Origin of the sequence: Bartonella sp. OD88NMGDW (genome assembly GCF_042193775.1) — a bacterium.
Lineage (GTDB): Bacteria > Pseudomonadota > Alphaproteobacteria > Rhizobiales > Rhizobiaceae > Bartonella > Bartonella grahamii.
On the sequence record NZ_JBHIMA010000004.1, the window covers coordinates 1 to 22,630 of the forward strand.

The following is a 22,630-nucleotide window of genomic DNA, read 5'->3' on the forward strand; positions in this document are numbered from 1 at the left end:
GGTGCAAACATTGCACAATTGCAGACTGAAGAGCAATTTGGTCAAGTTGACCGAATTCCTTAAACGCTTCTCTTTTTGATAATGTTCTGAATAATGTGCTTAGGATACAGAAAAATTATCAGTCAATTTGATTGATCATCTCAAATTGCGATTTTGAGCAGAAAAGAAAAAGAGGCTTTAAATGATCTTTGAAAGGTCTTTGAAGATCCTTTGAGAACCACTTTAAAACTCTTTGAAAAAAAATAAATTGGTACAAAACCTAGTGGCAAAATATACAAAACCCGCTGGCAAGCTACATTGATCATCTCAAATTGCGATTTTGAGCAGAAAAGAAAAAGAGGCTTTAAATGATCTTTGAAAGGTCTTTGAAGATCCTTTGAGAACCACTTTAAAACTCTTTGAAAAAAAATAAATTGGTACAAAACCTAGTGGCAAAATATACAAAACCCGCTGGCAAGCTACAGTGGCAAAATATACAAAACCCGCTGGCAAGCTACAAGCACCATAAAAGTGCTGTGGCGGAGGGGGTGGGATTCGAACCCACGGTACAGTCTCCTGCACGCCGGTTTTCAAGACCGGTGCCTTAAACCGCTCGGCCACCCCTCCAAACTGGATATGCTTTTTGACAAATTTCTTGTAAAAGGTCAATCATTTTAATGGGCATTTTAAAGCGTTCTTTGTAAAACTATTTAAATTTCAATTAAAATAATTCTTCATAAGTCAATTCTTTGAGTGTGTTATCTAACGGTTTCATTTTTAAACATGATCGTTTTTTCTGTTTAAAAATTTTTCACAAAGCAATATTTTTTTAAGTTTTAACGACCGATATTCGTAATAATAAGAAAGGTTCAGTTGAAAATATTTGATAAATTATATTAAATTCTTTGCGGGCGTGTATTTTTGAATTATTTTATCTTTCCAGATATTTATTCTATTCAGATATCTAGTGCGTCTAAAGGGTATCTTGGAGGGAATGGCTGGTTTGCACTATTTGGAAAAGTTTTATGTAAGATTTGCATCGACAGTTTAAAATCTCTTCCAGATATGACTGGAAATTAGGTGTATTTATAATACTTTTTTTTGTGGGATAAGCAAAAAGTTAGTTGGAACGGAAGAAAATATTATTGAACAATACGCTTAGATCAATAGATAGCTTGTTAAGGTATTGCATAGTTTTTCAAGAATAGAACTTAAAAACGTTAAATTATGCAGAGGCAGAAAGCATAAACTTTAATAGACAAGGTTTTTAAAGCCGATTCATTCATAAGTATGTTTAGAACAAAAATTTATTTACAAAATAAAATGGTGGGCGATGAGAGACTCGAACTCCCGACATCCTCGGTGTAAACGAGGCGCTCTACCAGCTGAGCTAATCGCCCAATGCAATGACCAGCAATTGAATGGAGACTCTTTAAGGAAAAATTTTTCTAAACGCAAGAATAAAGATGGTATTTGATAATTTTTTTTAAAAATGCATAATCCTTCTTGACATAAACGCATGAACCCCTTACACGACCGCTTGTACCAAATTAAATTGGTTCGAAAAAAAATGCGCGGGTGTAGCTCAGTTGGTTAGAGTGCTGGCCTGTCACGCCGGAGGTCGCGGGTTCGAGCCCCGTCACTCGCGCCATTTCATGATTCCTTATGAAATTTTCTTTTTAAAATGTCCATATGCTATGAGTGAGGTGGTGGAGTATTCGATTGGGGGATAAATGTGTTTTTTCTTCCTTTTTATATGGTTTATAAGAATAGGGCTTGCGTCTTTCTTTGCTCTGCGTTACCTATGCCGATAAGAAAAGTATCGCTCTGTATGCCTTTGAAGCAGTATGAATAGAGTTAATAGAGCGATTGTTAAATTTGTCTGTTTGGTTTCGCAATATTGAATCATTGTGTTAAACTCAGATGTTTCGTTACGATGGAAGAGGGTTATGGCTTATTTATTGAGCTCTTATTTGCCAGTCTTGATTTTCATTATTGTGTCAGCGGTTATTGCTGGAGTTTTGTTGATTACACCTTACATTGTAGCATATCGTTCCCCCGATCCTGAAAAGTTATCGGCTTATGAATGTGGGTTTAATTCATTTAGTGATGCACGCATGAAGTTTGATATTCGTTTCTATTTGGTATCAATTTTATTTATTATTTTTGATCTTGAAGTTGCTTTTCTTTTTCCTTGGGCTGTTTCATTCGAATCGATAGGTATGTTTGGCTTTTGGTCGATGATTGTGTTTTTAGCGATTTTGACTATTGGATTTATATATGAATGGAAAAAAGGAGCCCTGGAATGGAATTAAGATCTAATAATTCAACGATTGCAGCTCCAAAACCAAAAGGAATCATTGATCCAAATACTGGTGGGCTGATAGGATCTGATGATAAGTTTTTTCGTGATATTAATGCTGAATTATCAGATAAGGGTTTTTTAGTTACCTCGGCAGATGCTTTGATTACTTGGGCTCGCACCGGTTCTTTAATGTGGATGAGTTTTGGTTTGGCTTGTTGTGCTATCGAAATGATGCAATGCTCAATGCCTCATTATGATAATGAGCGTTTTGGCTATGCGCCACGAGCTTCACCCCGTCAGTCAGATGTGATGGTGGTGGCAGGTACTCTAACAAATAAGATGGCTCCTGCTTTAAGAAAAGTGTACGATCAGATGCCAGAGCCACGTTATGTGATTTCTATGGGATCATGTGCAAACGGTGGGGGATATTATCATTATTCCTATTCAGTAGTGCGTGGATGTGATCGTATCGTGCCTGTCGATATATATGTTCCAGGGTGCCCACCTACAGCAGAGGCATTATTATACGGCATATTGTTGCTACAGAAAAAAATCCGTCGTACCGGATCTATAGAGCGATAGAGAGTTTTCTTGTCATGATGGATGAAACTTTGGTTGAACTTGCTGCTTATTTGGAAAACAAGTTAAAAAATAAGCTTGAAGAGACTGTTATTGCTTTTGGTGAATTGACCATTGTGGCACGTCTTGATGCAATTATCGATGTCTTAATGTTTGTTCGTGATGATTCGCGCTGTCAATTTATTAATCTCACAGACATTAGTGGTGTGGATTATCCTTCTCGCGATAAGCGCTTTGATGTTTCTTACCAATTGTTATCTCCTCGTGAGAATTTACGCTTACGTGTAAAAGTTCGTACGGATGAAAATACTCCTGTTGCTTCAGCTTGTACGGTTTATCCTGGCGCAGAGTGGTATGAACGTGAAACGTATGATATGTATGGGATTTTATTTTCAGGACATCCGGATTTGAGACGAATTTTAACAGATTATGGGTTTGAAGGATATCCTTTACGCAAAGACTTTCCTGTGACAGGATTTGTTGAATGTCGTTATGATAATGAAGCAAAGAGGGTAATTTATGAGCCTGTTGTTTTGCGTCAAGAGATGCGTAATTTTGATTTTCTTTCTCCTTGGGAAGGGGGCCAGTATACTTTGCCATGTGATGGAAAAGCGGATGAAAAAAAATAATATTGGTTTTGATAAGGCATTATATTAGAGTACTGTGTTTCTTAAATAATTAAATATTTTTTAGTATGATAGATTTTTTTGATATTTGATATGAAGTTTTTTAAAAGGCAAGGGGTTGATTGTGGCTGAGGTCAATGTTCGAAACTTTAATATCAATTTTGGTCCGCAGCATCCTGCCGCGCATGGGGTTTTGCGCATGGTTTTGGAGTTGGACGGCGAAGTTGTTGAGCGTGTGGATCCACATATTGGGCTATTGCATCGCGGTACCGAAAAATTAATGGAAACAAAAACTTATCTTCAAGCGGCTCCTTATCTAGATCGTTTGGATTATGTTGCTCCTATGAATCAGGAACATGCTTTTGTTCTTGCTATTGAAAAGTTATTGGATATTAAAGTTCCTAAAAGAGGGCAATTAATACGTGTTTTGTTTTCTGAAATTGGGCGTATTCTTAATCATTTGCTTAATGTAACGACACAGGCAATGGATGTTGGTGCTTTAACGCCACCGCTTTGGGGATTTGAACAGCGTGAAAGATTGATGATTTTTTATGAGCGTGCCTGTGGCGCTCGTCTTCATGCAAATTATTTTCGTCCCGGTGGCGTGCATCAAGATTTACCAGAATCTTTAGTTGAAGATATTGGTGATTTTATTGATCCATTTCTTGTTTCTCTCGGAAAACTTGATGCGCTTGTAACCCCGAATCGGATTTTTAAGCAGCGTAATGTGGATATTGGCGTTGTAAGTATTGATGAAGCTTGGGTACGTGGTTTTTCTGGGGTTATGATTCGTGGAGCTGGTGTTCCATGGGATTTACGTAAAAGTCAGCCTTATGAATGTTACGATGAAATGGAATTTGATATTCCTGTAGGTAAGAATAGCGATTGTTATGATCGCTATCTTATTCGTATGGAAGAAATGCGTCAATCAGCAAAAATTATGCGCCAATGTGTGGAGCGTTTGCTGAGTACTGAAAAAAATGGACCGGTTTCGAGCTTGGATCGCAAAGTTGTACCACCGAAACGGAGTGAAATGAAAAGTTCGATGGAAGCACTAATTCATCATTTCAAGCTTTATACGGAAGGTTTTCATACGCCTCCTGGAGAAGTATATGTTGCTGTGGAAGCTCCGAAGGGTGAGTTTGGTGTTTATCTTGTTTCTGATGGAACCAATAAGCCTTATCGTGTCAAGTTGCGTGCTCCTGGGTTTGCGCATCTCCAAGCTATGGATTTTTTAACCAGAGGTCATATGCTGGCGGATGCTACAGCTATTTTGGGTTCGATTGATATTGTTTTTGGGGAGGTTGATCGCTAATGTCCGTACGCCGTCTTGCAGATGAATTTTATCAGCCCGCTGAGTTTTCTTTTACAAAAGAAAATCAGATATGGGTAAAAAATACTATAGAGAAATATCCTGTAGGGCGTGAGCAGTCTGCTGTAATTCCGTTATTAATGCGTGCTCAAGAGCAAGATGGTTGGGTGACACGTGCCGCGATTGAGCATATTGCTCAGATTCTTTCTATGGCTTATATTCGTGTTCTGGAAGTTGCAACTTTTTACACTCAGTTTCAGCTTAAGCCTGTTGGAACAAAAGCGCATATTCAAGTTTGTGGTACAACCCCTTGTATGTTACGTGGATCTGGTGAATTGATTAAAGTTTGTCAGAAAAAAATTCATCATGAACCTTTTGTTACCAATCAGGATGGAACCTTATCATGGGAAGAGGTAGAATGTCTTGGTGCTTGTGTGAATGCTCCGATGGTTATGATTTTTAAAGATACTTATGAAGATCTTACAGCTGAGCGTCTTGAAGAAATTATTGATGCATTTGAAGCTGGGAAAGGTTCTGAGATAACGGTTGGTCCGCAAAGTAGCCGTAAGTCGTCGGAACCGATTAGTGGTTTAACTTCTCTTATTGATGATGAGAAGGAAAAAAAGATCTCTTAAGTCTTCACCCAAAAAGGATAAGGAAAGAGTGGGAACATAATTAAGTATTTTTCTTGAGAAAATATTTTATTATTCTACCCATGATGGCAACATTTAATGAAAAGTAAGAAGTTTTGAAAAGATATTTAAAAATTGCATTTGAGGAAAAGCGGAAAATGCTATGGGTAATAGAAAAAAAGGTGGGGTATGCTAGCTGATAAAGATCGTATCTTCACCAATATTTATGGTTTAAAAGACAAATCATTAAAGGCTGCGATGTTGCGTGGGCATTGGAATGGTCTGAAAGAGATGATTGACAAAGGTCGTGATTGGATCATTGATGAGGTGAAGGCATCGGGTTTACGCGGTCGTGGTGGTGCTGGTTTTCCTACCGGAATGAAGTGGTCCTTTATGCCAAAGCAGAATGATGGGCGTCCTCATTATTTGGTTGTCAATGCCGATGAATCTGAACCTGGAACTTGTAAAGACCGTGATATTTTACGTCATGACCCCCATACTTTGATTGAAGGATGTGCAATTGCTACTTTTGCTATGGGAGCCAATGTTGCTTTTATTTATATTCGTGGTGAATATATCCGTGAACGTGAAGCGCTTCAAGCTGCCGTTGATGAATGCTATGATGCAGGTTTACTTGGCAAAAAAACGAAATATGGGCATGCTTGTGATATTGTTATTCATCATGGAGCTGGTGCTTATATTTGTGGTGAAGAAACAGCTCTTCTTGAAAGTCTTGAGGGGAAAAAGGGACAACCTCGGCTTAAACCACCATTTCCTGCCAATATGGGGATTTATGGCTGTCCAACAACAGTAAATAATGTAGAGTCCATTGCTGTAGTTCCAACGATTTTGCGGCGGGGTGCTTCGTGGTTTTCATCAATCGGACGAGCAAATAATGTTGGAACGAAATTATTTATGGTTTCAGGGCATGTTAATGCACCTTGTACATTTGAAGACGCTCTTGGTGTTTCATTCCGTGAATTAATTGAAAAACATACGGGTGGTGTTCGTGGTGGATGGAATAATCTTTTAGCAGTTATTCCAGGGGGAGCTTCTTGTCCAGTTGTCCGTGGTGAGGATATGATCGATGCAATCATGGATTTTGATGGGATGCGAGATGTTGGGTCTTCTTTTGGCACGGGGGGAATGATTGTTATGGATAAATCAACCGATATTATCAAGGCAATTTGGCGTATAGCTGCTTTTTTCAAGCACGAGAGTTGTGGTCAGTGTACACCGTGTCGTGAGGGGACGGGGTGGATGATGCGTCTTTTAGGGCGTATGGTTGAGGGAAGAGCGCAAAAACGCGAGATTGATCTTTTGTTTGAAGTGTCGAAACAGGTTGAAGGACACACTATTTGTGCGCTTGGTGATGCTGCCGCATGGCCTGTACAGGGGTTGATACGTAATTTTCGTCCGGAAATCGAGCGTAGAATTGATGAATACACGCGAAATGTAGTCCAAAGCAAAAATATTGCTTTAGAAGCTGTAGGATAGAAGATTTTTTAAAGAGCAGCCGAATGCAAATTTTAAGTGGGTTATCCGCAGGTTGGATGGGTGATGATAAATATCAAAGTTGATGGCAAAGAGATTGAAGTTCCTGATTACTACACGTTGCTTCAGGCTGCTGAGGCGGCTGGGGCAGAAATTCCACGTTTTTGTTTTCATGAATCTTTGTCAATTGCTGGAAATTGTCGTATGTGTTTGGTTGAGGTTAAGGGTGGTCCTCCGAAACCTCAGGCTTCTTGTGCTATGGGGGTTCGTGATTTACGATTGGGGCCTAACGGTGAAGCACCTGAGATTTTTACCAATACGGCGATGGTAAAAAAAGCACGTGAAGGTGTTATGGAATTTCTTCTCATTAATCATCCTTTGGATTGTCCTGTGTGTGATCAAGGGGGAGAATGCGATCTTCAAGATCAAGCAATGCTTTATGGGCGTGATTGTTCTCGTTATAGTGAAAATAAGCGTGCTGTAGAAGATAAATATATTGGGCCACTTGTGAAGACAGTTATGACACGGTGTATCCATTGCACACGCTGTGTTCGATTTACAACAGAAGTCGCAGGTATTTCTGAGCTTGGTTTGATCGGTCGCGGCGAAGATGCTGAAATTACGACATATCTTGAAAAAGCTATGACATCTGAATTACAGGGAAACGTTATTGATCTTTGTCCGGTGGGAGCTTTAACTTCAAAACCTTATGCGTTTCATGCTCGTCCGTGGGAATTGGTAAAAACGGAATCAATTGATGTGATGGATGCGCTTGGTAGTGCGATCCGTATTGATAGCCGTGGCCGTGAGGTTATGCGGATTATGCCGCGTACGAATGAAGATGTAAATGAGGAATGGATCTCTGATAAAACGCGTTTTATTTGGGATGGATTGCGCACTCAGCGGCTTGATAGGCCATATGTACGCAAAGATGGAAAGCTTCAGCCTGTCAGTTGGACAGAAGCTTTTGCAAAAATTAAAATGGTGGTTTCTAAAACCTTGCCAGAAAAAATTGGAGCGATTGCTGGAGATCTTGCGTCTGTTGAGGAAATGTATGCCCTTAAAGCATTATTGAGTTCTTTGGGCTCAACGCTTTTTGATTGTCGCCAAAGAGGGGGGGCTTTATCGCCTGAGTTTGGGCGTTCGAGTTATATTTTTAATCCTACAATTGCAGGTATTGAACAGGCTGATGCACTGCTTATTGTGGGATCTAATCCACGTCATGAAGCGGCTGTTTTAAATGCGCGTATTTTAAAGCGCCAACGGATGGGAAATTTTCCTATTGCATTAATTGGAGAGAAAGTCGATTTACGTTATCCTTATTCTTATCTTGGATCTGGGAGTGATACATTAACGACACTTATTCGTGGAGAGGATGTTTTTTTAAATGTCTTAAAAGAAGCGAAGAGGCCCCTTATTCTTATCGGAGAGGGAGCTGTTTCAGGAAATGAAGGTTTATCTGTTTTAAAAAGTCTTGCTAAATTAGCTGACAATATTGGTGCTCTTAGTGAAGAATGGAATGGGTTTGGGATTCTTCATAATGCAGCATCGATTGTTGGAGGATTGGACATAGGCTTTACTTCTAAGCTTGGGGTTGCAAATATTCTTAAAACCTGTGAAGTTTTATTTTTACTTGGTGCTGATGAAGTAGAATTAGCCAATACAAAAGCTTTTACAGTTTATATTGGTAGCCATGGTGATAATGGTGCACATGCTGCTGATGTTATTTTGCCTGCATCTGCTTACACTGAAAAATCAGGGCTTTATGTGAATACAGAAGGACGTGTCCAAATGACAAATCGGGCTGGTTTTGCTCCAGGTGAAGCAAAAGAAGATTGGGCTATTTTGCGTGCTTTATCGGATATTTTAGGACAAAGGCTCCCTTTTGATTCTCTTTCTCAATTAAGACAATGCTTGTTTAATGATTATCCACACCTTTGTGCTGTTGATGATATAGTACCTTCTGATATAAGTGGTCTTAAGGCGCTTGGTTCAAAAATGGTTTCTCTAGAGAGTCACACCTTTACTTCTATGGTTAAAGACTTTTATTTAACAAATCCGATAGCACGTGCTTCTGCTGTTATGGCTGAATGTTCATCTCTTGCAAAAAACCGTGCTACGCAAACTATAAAGTAAGGCAAAGGAAAAGGAATAATGATGTATGATTTCTTTATGACTTGGCTGTTGCCATTACTCATTATAGTTGGAAAAACACTTCTTCTTTTGGTCGTTCTTTTGATCTTAGTTGCTTATCTTCTTTACGCAGATAGAAAGATTTGGGCAGCGGTGCAATTGCGTCGTGGACCAAATGTTGTTGGTCCATGGGGTTTGTTACAGTCTTTTGCAGATTTAATTAAATTTGTTGTTAAGGAGCCTATTATCCCTGCAGGTGCAAATAAGGGTGTTTTTCTTTTGGCTCCTTTTGTTTCAGCGACACTTGCTTTATCAACTTGGGCTGTTATTCCTGTCAATGAGGGCTGGGAGGTTGCGAAGATTAATGTTGGCTTGCTTTATATCTTAGCCATTTCATCTCTTGAGGTTTATGGTGTCATTATGGGGGGATGGGCATCGAATTCAAAATATCCTTTCTTAGGAGCCCTTCGTTCGGCGGCACAAATGGTTTCTTATGAAGTTTCCATTGGTTTTGTGCTTGTGACTGTCATTTTAATAAGTGGTTCGTTGGATCTCACAACAATTGTTCATAAACAAAGTTCTGGAATTGGTACAACTCTTGGTCTTCCTTTTAACAGCTTTCTCGATTGGAATTGGTTGGTCCTTTTTCCAATGTTTATTATATTTTTTATTTCTGCGCTTGCAGAGACAAACCGTCCTCCATTCGATTTGGTGGAAGCAGAATCTGAACTTGTAGCTGGTCATATGGTAGAATATTCTTCAACGCCTTACATGCTTTTCTTTCTTGGTGAATATGTTGCGATTGTTTTAATGTGCGCATTAACAACTATTCTATTTTTAGGCGGTTGGCTGCCACCTTTAGATGTTTGGTGGCTTAATTGGGTTCCTGGTATCATTTGGTTTATTTTAAAAGTCTGTTTTGTATTTTTTTGGTTTGCTATGGTTAAAGCATTTGTTCCACGTTATCGCTATGATCAGCTCATGCGGCTTGGTTGGAAGGTTTTTCTTCCTCTCTCACTAGCAATGGTTGTGATAACTGCTGCTTTTTTAAAGTTTACGGATTTCGTTTAAGAGGAGATTTTACGATGTCAGGTTTTATTCAGGCGGCAAAGTCACTTCTTCTATTGGAATTTGTGAGTGCTTTTTTCTTAGCCATGCGTCAATTTTTTTCACCAAAGCCCACGATTAATTATCCTTATGAAAAAGGCTTTGTATCTCAGCGTTTTCGCGGTGAGCATGCATTGCGTCGCTATCCAAATGGTGAAGAAAGGTGTATTGCTTGTAAATTATGTGAAGCAATTTGTCCTGCTCAAGCGATTACAATTGAAGCTGGACCACGGCGCAATGATGGTACGCGTAGAACTGTTCGTTATGATATCGATATGGTTAAATGTATCTACTGCGGTTTTTGTCAAGAGGCTTGTCCGGTTGAAGCTATTGTCGAAGGTCCAAATTTTGAGTTTGCGACGGAAACACGTGAAGAACTTTATTATGATAAAGAAAAGCTTTTATTAAATGGAGATCGCTGGGAGCGAGAAATTGCTCGCAATATATTGATGGATGCGCCTTATCGCTAAGTGTATCGTTAAATGAGGTGTCGGATATTTTCCGATAAATTGTAATCTGGTATGAAGTTTATACCAATTGTTTGAATAATTAAGGAGAAGCCTATGCTAACAGATCTAGCGGCGGCATTTTTCTATTTGTTTGCTTTTATTATGCTAACAAGTGCAGTTATTGTTATTACAGCACGCAATCCAGTGCATTCTGTTTTGTTTTTAATTCTCGCATTTTTTAATGCAGCAGCTTTATTTTTGCTTGCAGGAGCAGAATTTTTAGGGCTTATTCTGCTTGTTGTGTATGTAGGAGCTGTCGCTGTTTTATTTTTGTTTGTCGTTATGATGCTTGACGTTGATTTTGCTGAGTTAAAGAGTGGAACTCTTCGGTATGCTCCTATTGGAGCTCTTATTGGTGTTATTATCGCTGTAGAATTGATTGTTGTTTTTGTGAGTAGCTATTTTTCTCCAGTTTTGAGAACACATGTTACGCAACCAATGCCAGATTTAGCGCAGCGAACAAATACACAAGCATTAGGAGATATTCTCTATACGGATTATGTTTTCTATTTTCAAATTGCTGGAATGATTTTATTGGTTGCAATGATTGGGGCTATTGTTTTAACACTTCGTCATAAATTAGGAGTAAAGCGGCAATCTATTGCGGAGCAAGTTTCTAGAACGGTAGAAAGTGCCATTGAAATCAAACAAGTTGAATCAGGTAAAGGTATGTAAGGGGGGCTATGTAGATGTATATTGATATTACACATTATCTCACTGTTTCTGCTTTGATGTTTACAATTGGTATTGCTGGAATTTTTCTCAACAGAAAAAACGTGATTATTATCTTGATGTCCATTGAGCTTATATTGCTTTCAGTTAATCTCAATTTTGTTGCGTTTTCAGCATTTCTTCATGATCTCGTTGGTCAGATATTCGCTTTATTTGTCTTAACCGTAGCAGCTGCTGAAGCTGCCATTGGTTTAGCAATTCTGGTCGTTTTTTTCCGTAATCGTGGTTCCATTGCGGTTGAAGATGTTAATGTAATGAAAGGCTAACCAGTGATGTATTATACGATTGTCTTTCTTCCGCTTTTGGGTTTTTTAATTGCTGCACTGGGTGGAAAAACGATAGGAGATCGTGCGAGTGAATTGATAACATGTAGCTTTATGGTTGTTGTTGCCATATTATCGTGGATAGCATTTTTCAGTATTGCACTTGGTCATATTCCAAAGATTGACGTATTGGTATTACATTGGATGACTGTTGCTGACTTAAGCTTTAACTGGGCTTTACATGTTGATGCATTAACAGCTGTCATGCTTATTGTTGTGAACAGTGTTTCGGCATTGGTGCATATTTATTCAATTGGTTATATGCACCATGATCCTTCAAGGTCTCGTTTTTTTTCTTATCTTTCTTTGTTTACATTTATGATGCTTATGTTGGTGACCTCCAATAATTTGATTCAGATGTTTTTTGGATGGGAAGGTGTAGGACTTGCTTCTTATTTACTCATTGGTTTTTGGTTTCAGCGCGATTCTGCTAATAAGGCTGCAATGAAAGCTTTTGTGGTCAATCGTGTTGGAGACTTTGGTTTTCTCTTAGGAATCTTTAGTATTTTTGTTTTATTCCAATCGGTTGATTTTGCCTCTATTTTTGCAAAAGCTGCAAACAATAGCTTTATACAAAATATGACATTTTTAGGTTGGCAATTTGATGGGCAGACGGCAATTACCATTACATGTCTTTTATTATTTATTGGTGCGATGGGAAAATCAGCACAATTTCTTTTACATACTTGGCTGCCTGATGCAATGGAAGGGCCAACCCCTGTATCAGCGCTTATTCATGCCGCTACAATGGTAACGGCTGGTGTTTTTATGGTTGCGCGTATGTCGCCAATTTTTGAACTTTCTTCGACTGCTTTGACCGTGATTATTATTGTTGGTGCAACAACAGCGTTTTTTGCAGCAACTGTGGGGTTGGTGCAGAATGATATTAAGCGTGTTATTGCTTATTCTACATGCTCTCAACTTGGTTATATGTTTGTGGCATTAGGTGTTGGAGCTTATGGCGCTGCTGTCTTTCATCTTTTTACGCATGCTTTTTTTAAAGCCTTATTGTTTCTTGGTGCAGGTTCTGTGATTCATGCTGTATCTGATGAACAAGATATGCGAAAAATGGGTGGGTTACGCAAACATATAAAGGTCACCTATTGGATGATGATGGTCGGGACCATTGCATTGACCGGTGTTGGGATTCCAGGAACACTTTTCGGGACTGCAGGTTTTTTCTCGAAAGATGCGATTATAGAGTCTGCTTTTGCATCCCATAATATTGCTTCAGGATATGCTTTTTATCTTCTTGTTTTTGCTGCCTTTTTAACAAGTTTCTATTCATGGCGGCTTATCTTTATGACATTCCATGGTAAACCACGGGCAACAGTTGATGTTATGCATCATGTTCATGAATCGCCTCCAGTTATGTTGATTCCACTCTTTCTTTTATCTATTGGAGCAATATTTTCTGGTGTCGTTTTCCAACCTTACTTTTTTGGTGACTTGTATAATGCTTTTTGGAAGGGAGCATTATTTACAAGCAGCCACAATCACATTCTTCATGATTCCCACCATGTTTTTAATTGGGTAAAATGGTTGCCATTTATAGCGATGGTTCTTGGGTTTATTTTAGCTTATTTATTTTATGTTTCTATTCCATCTCTTCCTAAGAAAATGGTTCGTATTATGCCAAGAGCATATAATTTTCTTTACCAAAAATGGTATTTCGATCAATTATATAACTTTTTATTTGTTCGTCCTACCTTTAGAATTGGTTCTTTTCTTTGGAAAGTGGGAGACGGTAAAATTATTGATGGTTTAGGTCCTAATGGTATCGCAGCGCGTGTTGTTGATATTACAAATAGAATTGTTCGATTGCAAACAGGCTATCTTTACCACTATGCATTTGCAATGCTTATCGGCGTTGCATTACTCATTACATGGATGATGATCGGGGGCGTAAACTAATGACCGATTGGCCTATTCTTTCTACGGTTACATTTTTGCCACTTATTGGTGTGCTTCTGATTTTGTTTATCAAAGATGATAGTGAAGTAGCACGCCATAATATACGTAATGTCGCATTTTTTACGACTCTATTTGTTTTTATTATTTCTTTAATTATTTGGATAGGATTTGATTCTAGCAACCCAAATTTTCAAATGGTTGAAAAGTCCAGTTGGTTAGGGGGGGGCATTAGCTATCATATGGGGGTTGATGGTATTTCTATTCTTTTTGTTGTTCTCTCGGCTTTTCTTTTGCCTTTTTGTATTTTAGCAAGTTGGGAAAATGTTAAAGAGAGATTAAAGGCTTATATGATTGCATTTCTTCTTCTAGAAGTTGCGATTATTGGCGTTTTTTGTGCTCTTGATGCAATGCTATTCTATGTTTTTTTTGAAGGTAGCCTTATTCCAATGTTTATCATCATAGGTGTATGGGGTGGAGCACGTCGTGTTTATGCAAGTATAAAGTTTTTCTTATATACTTTACTTGGTTCAGTGCTTATGCTGGTTGCTCTTATGGCTATGTATTGGGAGGCTGGGACACTTGATATACCAACTTTACTCAATTACCAGTTTCCTGCTCATATGCAAATATGGTTATGGCTTGCATTTTTTGCTTCTTTCGCAGTTAAAATGCCAATGTGGCCGGTTCATACATGGCTTCCTGATGCTCACGTGGAAGCACCGACAGCGGGTTCCGTTATTTTAGCTGGTGTCTTACTCAAATTAGGTGGGTATGGTTTTCTTCGTTTTTCTTTGCCTATGTTTCCTATCGCTTCAGCAGATTTTGCACCTTTGATTTTCACATTATCACTTATCGCTATTATTTATACGTCGTTGGTTGCACTTGTTCAAAATGACATCAAAAAGCTTATTGCTTATTCTTCAATAGCTCATATGGGGTATGTGACAATGGGCATTTTTTCTGCGAATGAACAAGGGATACAAGGGGCTATTTATCAGATGCTATCCCATGGAATTGTTTCAGCAGCGTTGTTTCTTTGTGTTGGGGTTATCTATGATCGCTTGCATACACGTGAAATTTCAGCGTTTGGTGGTTTAGTGAATAATATGCCTAAATATGCTGTTGTTTTCTTAATTTTTACTATGGCAAATGTTGGTTTGCCTGGAAGCTCAGGATTTTTGGGTGAATTTTTAACCTTAATAGGTGTTTTTCAAGTAAATAAATTGGTTGTTGTTTTAGCAACAACAGGTGTTATCTTATCGGCAGCCTATGCCCTTTATCTTTATAGGCGTGTGGTTTTTGGTTCCTTGGATAAAGAGAATTTAAAAGTATTAATAGATCTTTCTTTAAGAGAAAAATTCATCCTTTATCCAATGGTTGTTCTTACAATATTCTTTGGTATCTATCCAACGCCTATTCTTAAAGCAACGGCGTTTTCCGTAGAAACCCTCATCAATAAACTGCACTAGATAAGGGAAGAATGCACATGCAAACTGAAATAATAGCGCAATTAGTCTTAATTCTTCCGGAGCTTTTAATCGCATTAGGAGCTGTCGTGTTGCTTATGTTTGGTGTTTATTCCAATACACGTGCTTCTTTAACAGTGACAGGTTTAGCCATGGCACTTCTTGTGGCAACTATTATTATTCTTATAGTTTTTCCGAAAAATGGTTCATTTCAAACCAATGCGCTCGTTATCGATTCCTTTAGTCGTTATATGAAAATTTTAATGCTTATTGGTGCACTCTTTTCTCTTATCATGTCTGTTGGTTTTGCCAATGCACAAAAGTTTAATATATTTGAATTTCCAGTGCTTGTTCTTTTAGCAACCCTTGGAATGATGTTTATGATTTCAGCTGGTAATATGCTGTCGCTTTATATGGGGTTAGAACTGCAATCTTTAGCTTTATATGTTTTAGCAGCGATTAATCGTAATAATGTAAAATCTTCTGAAGCTGGTATAAAATACTTTGTTTTAGGAGCATTATCTTCAGGATTGCTGCTTTATGGTATTTCTTTACTTTATGGTTTTACCGGTCAAATTGGTTTTCACGAAATTGCTCTTGCTTTAAAAGGTAAAAATTTACAATTGGGGGTCATTTTTGGAATTGTTTTTATTTTAGCTGGTTTGGCTTTCAAAATTTCTGCTGTTCCATTTCATATGTGGACACCTGATGTTTATGAAGGAGCGCCAACACCGATTACGGCATTTTTTGCTGGTGCCCCTAAAGTTGCTGCAATGGCTTTAATCATCCGTATTATTGTGATGACCTTTATTCCCCTAGGGCGTGTTGATAATGTGATGCCTGCATGGCAACAAATTTTGGTCTTCATGGCGATTGCATCAATGATACTTGGTGCATTTGCTGCAATTGGTCAAAATAACATTAAGCGCTTAATGGCTTATTCGTCGATCAGTCATATGGGCTATGCACTTGTTGGTTTATCTGCTGGAGATATGCTAGGAATAAAAAGTGTTATTCTTTATATGACGATTTATCTTGGAATGACGATTGGCTCATTTGCTTTTATTCTTGGAATGCGCTCTCAGAATGGCAATGTTGAAAATATTTATGATCTTTCAGGGTTAGCAAAGACAAATCCGTTTATGGCTATTGTTATGACAATACAGCTTTTCTCGTTAGCCAGTGTACCACCTATGGCTGGTTTTTTTGGGAAGTGGTATACATTTTCTGCTGCTGTCCATGCTGGTCTGACGCCACTTGCAGTCGTTGGGATGATAGCGTCTGTCGTTGGAGCTTTTTACTATTTACGAGTCATTAAAATTATGTGGTTTGATGACGCAAAAGCGCATTTTGTTGTTTTATCGAATGAGCTTCAATTTTGTCTTGGTCTTTCTGCATTGTTTATTTTATTTTATACACTTTTTGGAGTTTGGTTTGCTGAATTAGCAGAAAAAGCAGCAGCTGCATTGTTTTAATGAATATGGTTTATATTTTATCAGATTTTGCTCAAGAACAAGGATACACTATTGAAGCGTACGATAGTGTTGACTCAACAAATCTCACTGCGCAACGAAAAGCGCAAACTGGTCATCAAGGTAATCTTTGGATTGTTGCACAAGAACAATCACAGGGAAGAGCAAGAAGAGGGAGGACTTGGTCTAGTCCCAAAGGGAACCTTTATTCTAGTCTTTTATTAATTGATGATATTGTTCATCAAACTGCAGCTCAACTTGGTTTTGTTGCTGGAATAAGTGTGGTAGAGGCAATAAAACAATTGATAAAAGATGAAAATCAGACAAACAATATTGTGAGTTTAAAATGGCCAAATGATATTTTGTTACAAGGAGCTAAAAGCTCAGGAGTTTTGCTTGAGATTTTAAAGTTGTCATCACAACAATATGCATTGGTTATTGGTATTGGAATAAATGTGAAATATAATTATGAAGATGCACCTTATCCCACTTCAAGCTTAAAGAATATCGGTTTGCATATTGAAGCAGAACAATTATTTACGGTTTTGACGGAGTGTTTTTCTAGAAATTACCTTCTTTGGAAACAACCAAAAGGATGTGAAATAATCCGAAAAAAATGGCTTTTATATTCTGCTCACCTTGGGAAACATGTCAAAGTGGTGAATGATGAAAAAGTCATTGAGGGTGTTTTTGATGGTCTTGATAGTGATTTTAACTGCATCATAAAGCAAAAAAATGGTCAGACAGCCATTATAACAGCTGGAGATATTCATTTTGGTTCGGCTGCTTCTATTAATGCAGGTTGTTATTAAAAAATTATTTTACCATCAGATACCTTAATGATTTTGGGAGATGTTTATGGTTGCAGCTAATAAGAATGAGTTTGTTTTTTTACCTCTGGGGGGGGTAGGTGAAATAGGGATGAATTTAGCTGCTTACGGATTTGGTCCCCAACATCTTCGTGAATGGCTGCTGGTTGATATGGGAATTAGTTTTGCTGGTTCTGAATTACCAGGAGTCGACCTTGTTTTTCCTGATATTCGTTTTCTAAAAAGTGAAAAACATAATATACGGGGTCTTGTTTTAACACATGCACATGAAGATCATTATGGGGCCGTTCTTGATTTATGGCCAAAGCTACAAGTTCCAATTTACTGTACGCCTTTTACAGCAGGATTATTGGAAACTAAAAAACAATTAGATTTTGAATCTCAAAAAAATTTACTCAATATTTTTCAAGCTGGTGATTGTTTTCAGGTAGGTTCCTTTACTGTAGAGGCTATAGCTGTTAACCATTCAATACCAGAATCTGTATCTTTAGCAATTACAACCTCTTTGGGGACTGTGATTCATACTGGTGATTGGAAAATTGATCATACTCCTTCACTTGGGGCTGTGACGGATGAAAAAAGATTTCGTGCGTTAGGAAAAAAAGGTGTTTTAGCATTACTTTGTGATTCTACAAATGCGTGTCGGGATGGTATATCTCCATCAGAGCAGCAGGTTCAAGCCAGTCTTTCTGAGATTATTTCCAAAGCTGAAGGGCGCGTTGCAATAGCAACTTTTTCTTCTAATATTGGTCGGATACGTTCTATTGCTCTTGCAGCTGAAGCTGCTGGACGTAAGGTGCTTGTCATTGGGCGTTCCCTTAAGCGAAGTATTATGGTTGCACAAGAGCTTGGTTATATGAATGGTTTAGCACCATTTGTAACGGAAGATGATTATGGTTACATTTCGCGAAAAGATCTTGTTTTAATTGTCACAGGGAGCCAAGGTGAGCCATGTGCTGCTTTGGCTAAACTGTCACGTGATGGAATGAGAAATATTACACTTTCTGCTGGTGATACCGTTATTTATTCATCACGAAGTATTCCAGGAAACGAAAAAGCGATTATTGAGGTACAAAATCGTTTCATTGATTTGGGTATTGAAATTATCACGAATGAAGATGCACTTGTTCATGTTTCCGGTCATCCCCGTCGTTCAGAACTTTTACAGATGTATGATTGGGTAAAGCCACAGATACTTGTTCCTGTACATGGGGAAGCAATGCATCTTAAGGCTCAGGCAACTTTAGCGCGTCAAGCGGGTATTAAAATTGTTACAGATATCAGAAATGGACATATGTTACGTTTTGCACCGGAGCCTGTAGAAGTTGTTGATCAAGTTCCTGTTGGCCGCATCTATAAGGATGGTTGCCTAATTGGAGATGAAAATGAACTAGGGATTCGTGAACGTCGCAAACTAAGTTATGCTGGTCATGTTACTATTTCTCTCCATATAAATAGTAAGCATGAATTATTAGGGGATATAGGTCTAACAACATTCGGGTTACCTGAAAGTAATGGAAAGGGAGAAAGTTTAAAAGATATTCTTTTAGATATTATAGAAAATACAGTTTATAATATCCCACGCATGAAACAGAAAAATAATGAACTTATTCGAGAGGCAACACGACGTGCTGTGAGGGCGGCTGTTCATGAAATTTGGCAAAAAAAACCTATCTGTACAGTTTTTTTACATCGGTCAAAATAAAAGAGCTTTCATATTACGTTATTTAAAAAGAGAAGAGCATTTTTATTTTATTGCTAAATAAGAAAAATAAAGAATAAAGCCTGGTAAATTTTTAAATAGTAAGATCGTTATATTTGCAAGTATTCAGAATGCGGCTATAGATGAATAGAGGGTGTGATAAATTGTTCCGATATGATAGGTGTGATTAGGAGTTAGTTATTTAATGCGTCTTACTCAATATTTCCTTCCACTTTTAAAAGAGAATCCTAAGGAAGCAGAGATTGTTTCTCATCGGCTCATGTTGCGTGCCGGTATGATTCGCCAACAAACATCAGGAATTTATTCTTGGCTTCCCTTAGGAAAAAAAGTGCTTGATAAAGTTTGTAAAATTATTCGTGAAGAGCAAGAACGTGCGGGTGCAATAGAAATATTGATGCCTACAATTCAATCTGCTGATCTTTGGCGTGAAAGCGGTCGTTATGATGATTATGGTTTGGAAATGCTTCGCATTAAAGATCGCCAAAAGCGTGATTTACTTTATGGTCCAACCAATGAAGAGATGGTAACAGATATTTTTCGCTCATATGTTCGTTCTTATAAAGATCTTCCACTTAATTTATATCATATTCAATGGAAATTTCGTGATGAAATTCGCCCACGTTTTGGTGTGATGCGGGCACGAGAATTTTTAATGAAAGATGCTTATTCTTTTGATCTTGATTATGAAGGTTCTAAAACATCTTATAATCGTATGTTTGTTGCTTATTTACGCACTTTTTCTCGTCTTGGTTTAAAAGCAATTCCTATGCGTGCAGATACAGGTCCAATAGGGGGGGAACTCAGTCATGAATTTATCATTTTGGCTGAAACGGGAGAGAGCGCTATCTTCTGTGATAAACAATTTCTTGAACTTACTGTTCCTGATAGTTCAATCGATTTTAGTGATAAAGCTGTTTTGGATGATATTGTTAAACAATGGACATCTTTTTATGCAGCGACGGAAGAAATGCATAATGAAGAGGAGTGGGCTAAAATTTCTGATCATAATCGTCTTTCAGCGCGTGGTATTGAAGTCGGGCATATTTTCCACTTTGGCACGAAATATTCTGCTCCAATGGGAGCAAAAGTTATGGGACAAGATGGAAAAGAGCATGTAGTCTCTATGGGATCTTATGGTATTGGACCTTCGCGTCTTGTTGCGGCCGCTATAGAGGCTTCTCATGATGAAAATGGTATTATTTGGCCAAAGTCGATGGCACCGTTTGATTTTGGAATTATCAATATGAAATCCGATGATGAAAAATGCACAAAGACCTGTGAGTTTCTCTATCAGGGATTAAAGGAGGCTGGTTTTGATCCATTATTAGATGATAGAAATGAACGTCCTGGATCAAAATTTGCAACAATGGATTTGATTGGTTTGCCAACGCAAATCATTGTTGGTCCTAACAGCATTGCACAAAATGAAGTTGAAATTAAAGATCGAAAAACAGGTGTAAAAAAATCTCTAAAGGTTGAAGATGTACTCAGCCAACTTTCTATAAATTAATAGGAAATGTTATGAAGAGGCTGAAAGACAAATGGTTTTCATCTTATGAGTGGATGATCGCTTTTCGTTATATGATTCCCAATAAAAAACATGTCGTTGCATCTGTTATTTCAATTATTTCTCTTATTGGGATTATGTTGGGCGTATTTGCTCTGGTTGTTGTTATGGCGGTGATGAATGGCTTTCGTACAGAACTTCTCAATCGTATTCTTGGTATGAATGGGCATCTTATTGTTCAAACTGTTGATTCTGGTTTTTCTGATTATAAGACTCTTATTTCTTCTTTAGAATCTACAAATGGTGTGAAGTTTGCTTTGCCTGTTATTGAAGGTCAAGCGCTTGTTCAAGGTGAAGTTCAAGGTGGCTCTGGCGCATTAGTTCGTGGTATGCGCAAACAAGATCTAGAAAAGCTTAAAACAGTCTCTCAAAACATTAAATTAGGATCGATTTCTCGGTTTGATGAAGAAGAAGGTGTTGCAATTGGAAGTGGCTTAGCAGAAAAATTGGGACTGACAGTTGGAAGAGATATTCGTATTATTACTCCAGATGGTGATGAGACTCCTTTTGGCGTTACCCCACGTGTGAAAGCTTATAAAGTCGTTGCTATTTTTGAAGTTGGTATGTCTGAATATGATTCAATATTTATCTTTATGCCTCTCCATGAAGCACAAATATTTTTTAATTTGGGAGATAAGGTTCAGTCTTTAGAATTATTTCTAAATGATCCTGATGCTGTTGATCAAATAAAACCTATTTTAGAAAAAACAGTTGATCAACAGGTCTATTTAATTGATTGGCGTACACGCAATCAGGCTTTTTTTTCAGCCTTACAGATTGAACGAAATGTTATGTTTTTCATTCTTTCTCTGATCGTTCTTGTTGCTGCTTTAAATATTATTTCAGGGCTGATTATGCTTGTAAAAGATAAAAGTCATGATATTGCGATTTTACGCACGATGGGGGCTCAACAGAGTGCGATTTTGCGTATATTTATCATTACAGGAATGATGATTGGTTTTATTGGAACTATATTGGGTTTAGTTTTAGGTGTTATCGCGACCGCTAATATTAATCATATCCAAGACTTTATATCTTGGTTATTTAATGTCGACGTTTTTAATCCTCAACTTTATTTTTTAACAAAATTGCCTGCACAAATTGAGTGGAAACAGACCATCTTGGTTGCTATGATGGCTTTATTTTTGTCGTTTCTTGCTGCTCTCATTCCGGCATGGCGTGCTGCTAAGCTAGATCCCGTACAAGCTTTGAGGTATGAATAATGACAGCTATTTTAGAGCTTGTAGAGATTGAAAGACACTTTTTCGAGAGTCATAAGCCGCTTATTGTTTTAGATAAAGCGAATTTTATTCTTAATCGTGGAGAGCTTGTTGCACTTGTTGCACCATCTGGTGCTGGAAAATCAACACTTCTTCATATTGCTGGATTATTAGAAAAACCAACAGCTGGTGATGTGATGTTACGGGGTATTTCTTGTGCAAAGCGCTCTGATAGTGAGCGAACAGCTATAAGACGAAATGATATTGGTTTTGTTTATCAATTTCATCATTTACTTCCAGAGTTTACGGCGTTAGAAAATGTTATGATACCGCAAATGATAGCAGGATTAAAAAAATCCATAGCAGAAGATCGTGCGCGCAAATTATTGACGTATCTGCGTGTTTCTCATCGTGCTAACCATCGTCCCTTAGAGTTATCGGGAGGAGAACAACAACGTGTTGCTATTGCACGTGCAGTAGCAAATGGCCCTTCGGTTCTTTTGGCTGATGAACCTACAGGAAATCTTGATCCCGTAACTTCAGCTTATGTTTTTCAAGCTTTATCTATCCTTGTTCGCCAGTCGGGTCTTTCTGCTCTTATTGCAACACATAATTACGCTTTGGCTAAGCAAATGCATCGTCGAATTACACTTAAAGAACAAAAGATTATAGAACTTCCTTAAAAGCAAGGTACAAATTTTATACGA

Annotated in this window: 18 protein-coding genes, 3 tRNA genes and 1 pseudogene; 20 read left to right on the forward strand and 2 right to left on the reverse strand. The window is 38.0% G+C overall.

The genetic code is table 11. The annotated features are described in order from the left end of the window. Positions 1-516: 516 nt before the first annotated feature. Positions 517-606: transfer RNA gene (locus tag ACFIJR_RS04295), tRNA-Ser, on the reverse strand. Between the two features lie 697 nt (positions 607-1,303). Then, a tRNA-Val gene (locus ACFIJR_RS04300) sits at positions 1,304-1,379 on the reverse strand. Between the two features lie 174 nt (positions 1,380-1,553). Between ACFIJR_RS04300 and ACFIJR_RS04305 the strand changes: the two genes are divergently transcribed. The 20 genes and pseudogenes from ACFIJR_RS04305 (at position 1,554) to ACFIJR_RS04400 (ending at position 22,606) form a co-directional block, all read left to right on the forward strand. Beyond that, a tRNA-Asp gene (locus tag ACFIJR_RS04305) sits at positions 1,554-1,630 on the forward strand. 298 nt (positions 1,631-1,928) lie between these two features. Beyond that, positions 1,929-2,294 (forward strand): NADH-quinone oxidoreductase subunit A, encoded by a 366-nt coding sequence (locus ACFIJR_RS04310; protein ID WP_005773599.1) that lies wholly within the window; start codon positions 1,929-1,931, stop codon positions 2,292-2,294. Next, a complete protein-coding gene (locus tag ACFIJR_RS04315) occupies positions 2,285-2,866 on the forward strand; it encodes an NADH-quinone oxidoreductase subunit B family protein (protein WP_273723174.1) in 582 nt (193 codons plus the stop codon). Before ACFIJR_RS04310 ends, ACFIJR_RS04315 begins: the two co-directional genes overlap by 10 nt. A gap of 14 nt (positions 2,867-2,880) precedes the next feature. After that, on the forward strand, positions 2,881-3,492 hold the full coding sequence (locus ACFIJR_RS04320) for an NADH-quinone oxidoreductase subunit C (protein ID WP_375627309.1): 612 nt from the start codon (positions 2,881-2,883) through the stop codon (positions 3,490-3,492). 121 nt (positions 3,493-3,613) lie between these two features. Further along, a complete protein-coding gene (locus tag ACFIJR_RS04325) occupies positions 3,614-4,804 on the forward strand; it encodes an NADH-quinone oxidoreductase subunit D (RefSeq protein WP_375648394.1) in 1,191 nt (396 codons plus the stop codon). Continuing rightward, a pseudogene (gene nuoE, locus ACFIJR_RS04330) lies at positions 4,804-5,476 on the forward strand (NADH-quinone oxidoreductase subunit NuoE). Before ACFIJR_RS04325 ends, nuoE begins: the two are co-directional and overlap by 1 nt. Before the next feature lie 146 nt (positions 5,477-5,622). Continuing rightward, entirely contained in the window at positions 5,623-6,930 is a 1,308-nt protein-coding gene (gene nuoF, locus ACFIJR_RS04335) for an NADH-quinone oxidoreductase subunit NuoF (RefSeq protein ID WP_375627308.1), read from the forward strand. Positions 6,931-6,993: 63 nt separating this feature from the next. After that, positions 6,994-9,063, forward strand: coding sequence for an NADH-quinone oxidoreductase subunit NuoG (gene nuoG / locus ACFIJR_RS04340; RefSeq protein ID WP_375651944.1), 2,070 nt, complete (start codon positions 6,994-6,996; stop codon positions 9,061-9,063). Between the two features lie 21 nt (positions 9,064-9,084). Next, the gene (nuoH, locus tag ACFIJR_RS04345; RefSeq protein WP_375625919.1) at positions 9,085-10,131 is read left to right on the forward strand and encodes an NADH-quinone oxidoreductase subunit NuoH; all 1,047 of its coding nucleotides are present in this window, start codon (positions 9,085-9,087) and stop codon (positions 10,129-10,131) included. Between the two features lie 14 nt (positions 10,132-10,145). Next, the gene (gene nuoI, locus ACFIJR_RS04350; protein ID WP_273723184.1) at positions 10,146-10,637 is read left to right on the forward strand and encodes an NADH-quinone oxidoreductase subunit NuoI; all 492 of its coding nucleotides are present in this window, start codon (positions 10,146-10,148) and stop codon (positions 10,635-10,637) included. A 93-nt stretch (positions 10,638-10,730) separates the two neighbouring features. Further along, on the forward strand, positions 10,731-11,351 hold the full coding sequence (locus ACFIJR_RS04355) for an NADH-quinone oxidoreductase subunit J (protein WP_273723185.1): 621 nt from the start codon (positions 10,731-10,733) through the stop codon (positions 11,349-11,351). 14 nt (positions 11,352-11,365) lie between these two features. After that, entirely contained in the window at positions 11,366-11,674 is a 309-nt protein-coding gene (gene nuoK / locus ACFIJR_RS04360; RefSeq protein WP_015856359.1) for an NADH-quinone oxidoreductase subunit NuoK, read from the forward strand. 6 nt (positions 11,675-11,680) lie between these two features. After that, on the forward strand, positions 11,681-13,645 hold the full coding sequence (nuoL, locus tag ACFIJR_RS04365; protein ID WP_375653700.1) for an NADH-quinone oxidoreductase subunit L: 1,965 nt from the start codon (positions 11,681-11,683) through the stop codon (positions 13,643-13,645). Further along, positions 13,645-15,114, forward strand: coding sequence for an NADH-quinone oxidoreductase subunit M (locus tag ACFIJR_RS04370; protein WP_375625906.1), 1,470 nt, complete (start codon positions 13,645-13,647; stop codon positions 15,112-15,114). The genes nuoL and ACFIJR_RS04370 overlap by 1 nt, the downstream gene beginning before the upstream one ends. Positions 15,115-15,131: 17 nt before the next feature. Continuing rightward, positions 15,132-16,586 carry an NADH-quinone oxidoreductase subunit NuoN gene (gene nuoN / locus ACFIJR_RS04375; RefSeq protein WP_375627305.1) on the forward strand — a complete coding sequence of 485 codons (1,455 nt, stop codon included), beginning with the start codon at positions 15,132-15,134 and terminating at the stop codon, positions 16,584-16,586. Then, the gene (locus ACFIJR_RS04380) at positions 16,586-17,395 is read left to right on the forward strand and encodes a biotin--[acetyl-CoA-carboxylase] ligase (RefSeq protein ID WP_375627304.1); all 810 of its coding nucleotides are present in this window, start codon (positions 16,586-16,588) and stop codon (positions 17,393-17,395) included. Before nuoN ends, ACFIJR_RS04380 begins: the two co-directional genes overlap by 1 nt. Before the next feature lie 46 nt (positions 17,396-17,441). Then, positions 17,442-19,118 carry a ribonuclease J gene (locus tag ACFIJR_RS04385; RefSeq protein WP_375653702.1) on the forward strand — a complete coding sequence of 559 codons (1,677 nt, stop codon included), beginning with the start codon at positions 17,442-17,444 and terminating at the stop codon, positions 19,116-19,118. 202 nt (positions 19,119-19,320) lie between these two features. Further along, complete coding sequence (gene proS / locus ACFIJR_RS04390; RefSeq protein WP_375653704.1) at positions 19,321-20,646, forward strand: proline--tRNA ligase; 1,326 nt, start codon at positions 19,321-19,323, stop codon at positions 20,644-20,646. Between the two features lie 11 nt (positions 20,647-20,657). Further along, a complete protein-coding gene (locus ACFIJR_RS04395) occupies positions 20,658-21,926 on the forward strand; it encodes a lipoprotein-releasing ABC transporter permease subunit (protein WP_375653706.1) in 1,269 nt (422 codons plus the stop codon). Beyond that, entirely contained in the window at positions 21,926-22,606 is a 681-nt protein-coding gene (locus ACFIJR_RS04400; RefSeq protein WP_375653707.1) for an ABC transporter ATP-binding protein, read from the forward strand. Before ACFIJR_RS04395 ends, ACFIJR_RS04400 begins: the two co-directional genes overlap by 1 nt. Positions 22,607-22,630 lie beyond the last annotated feature (24 nt).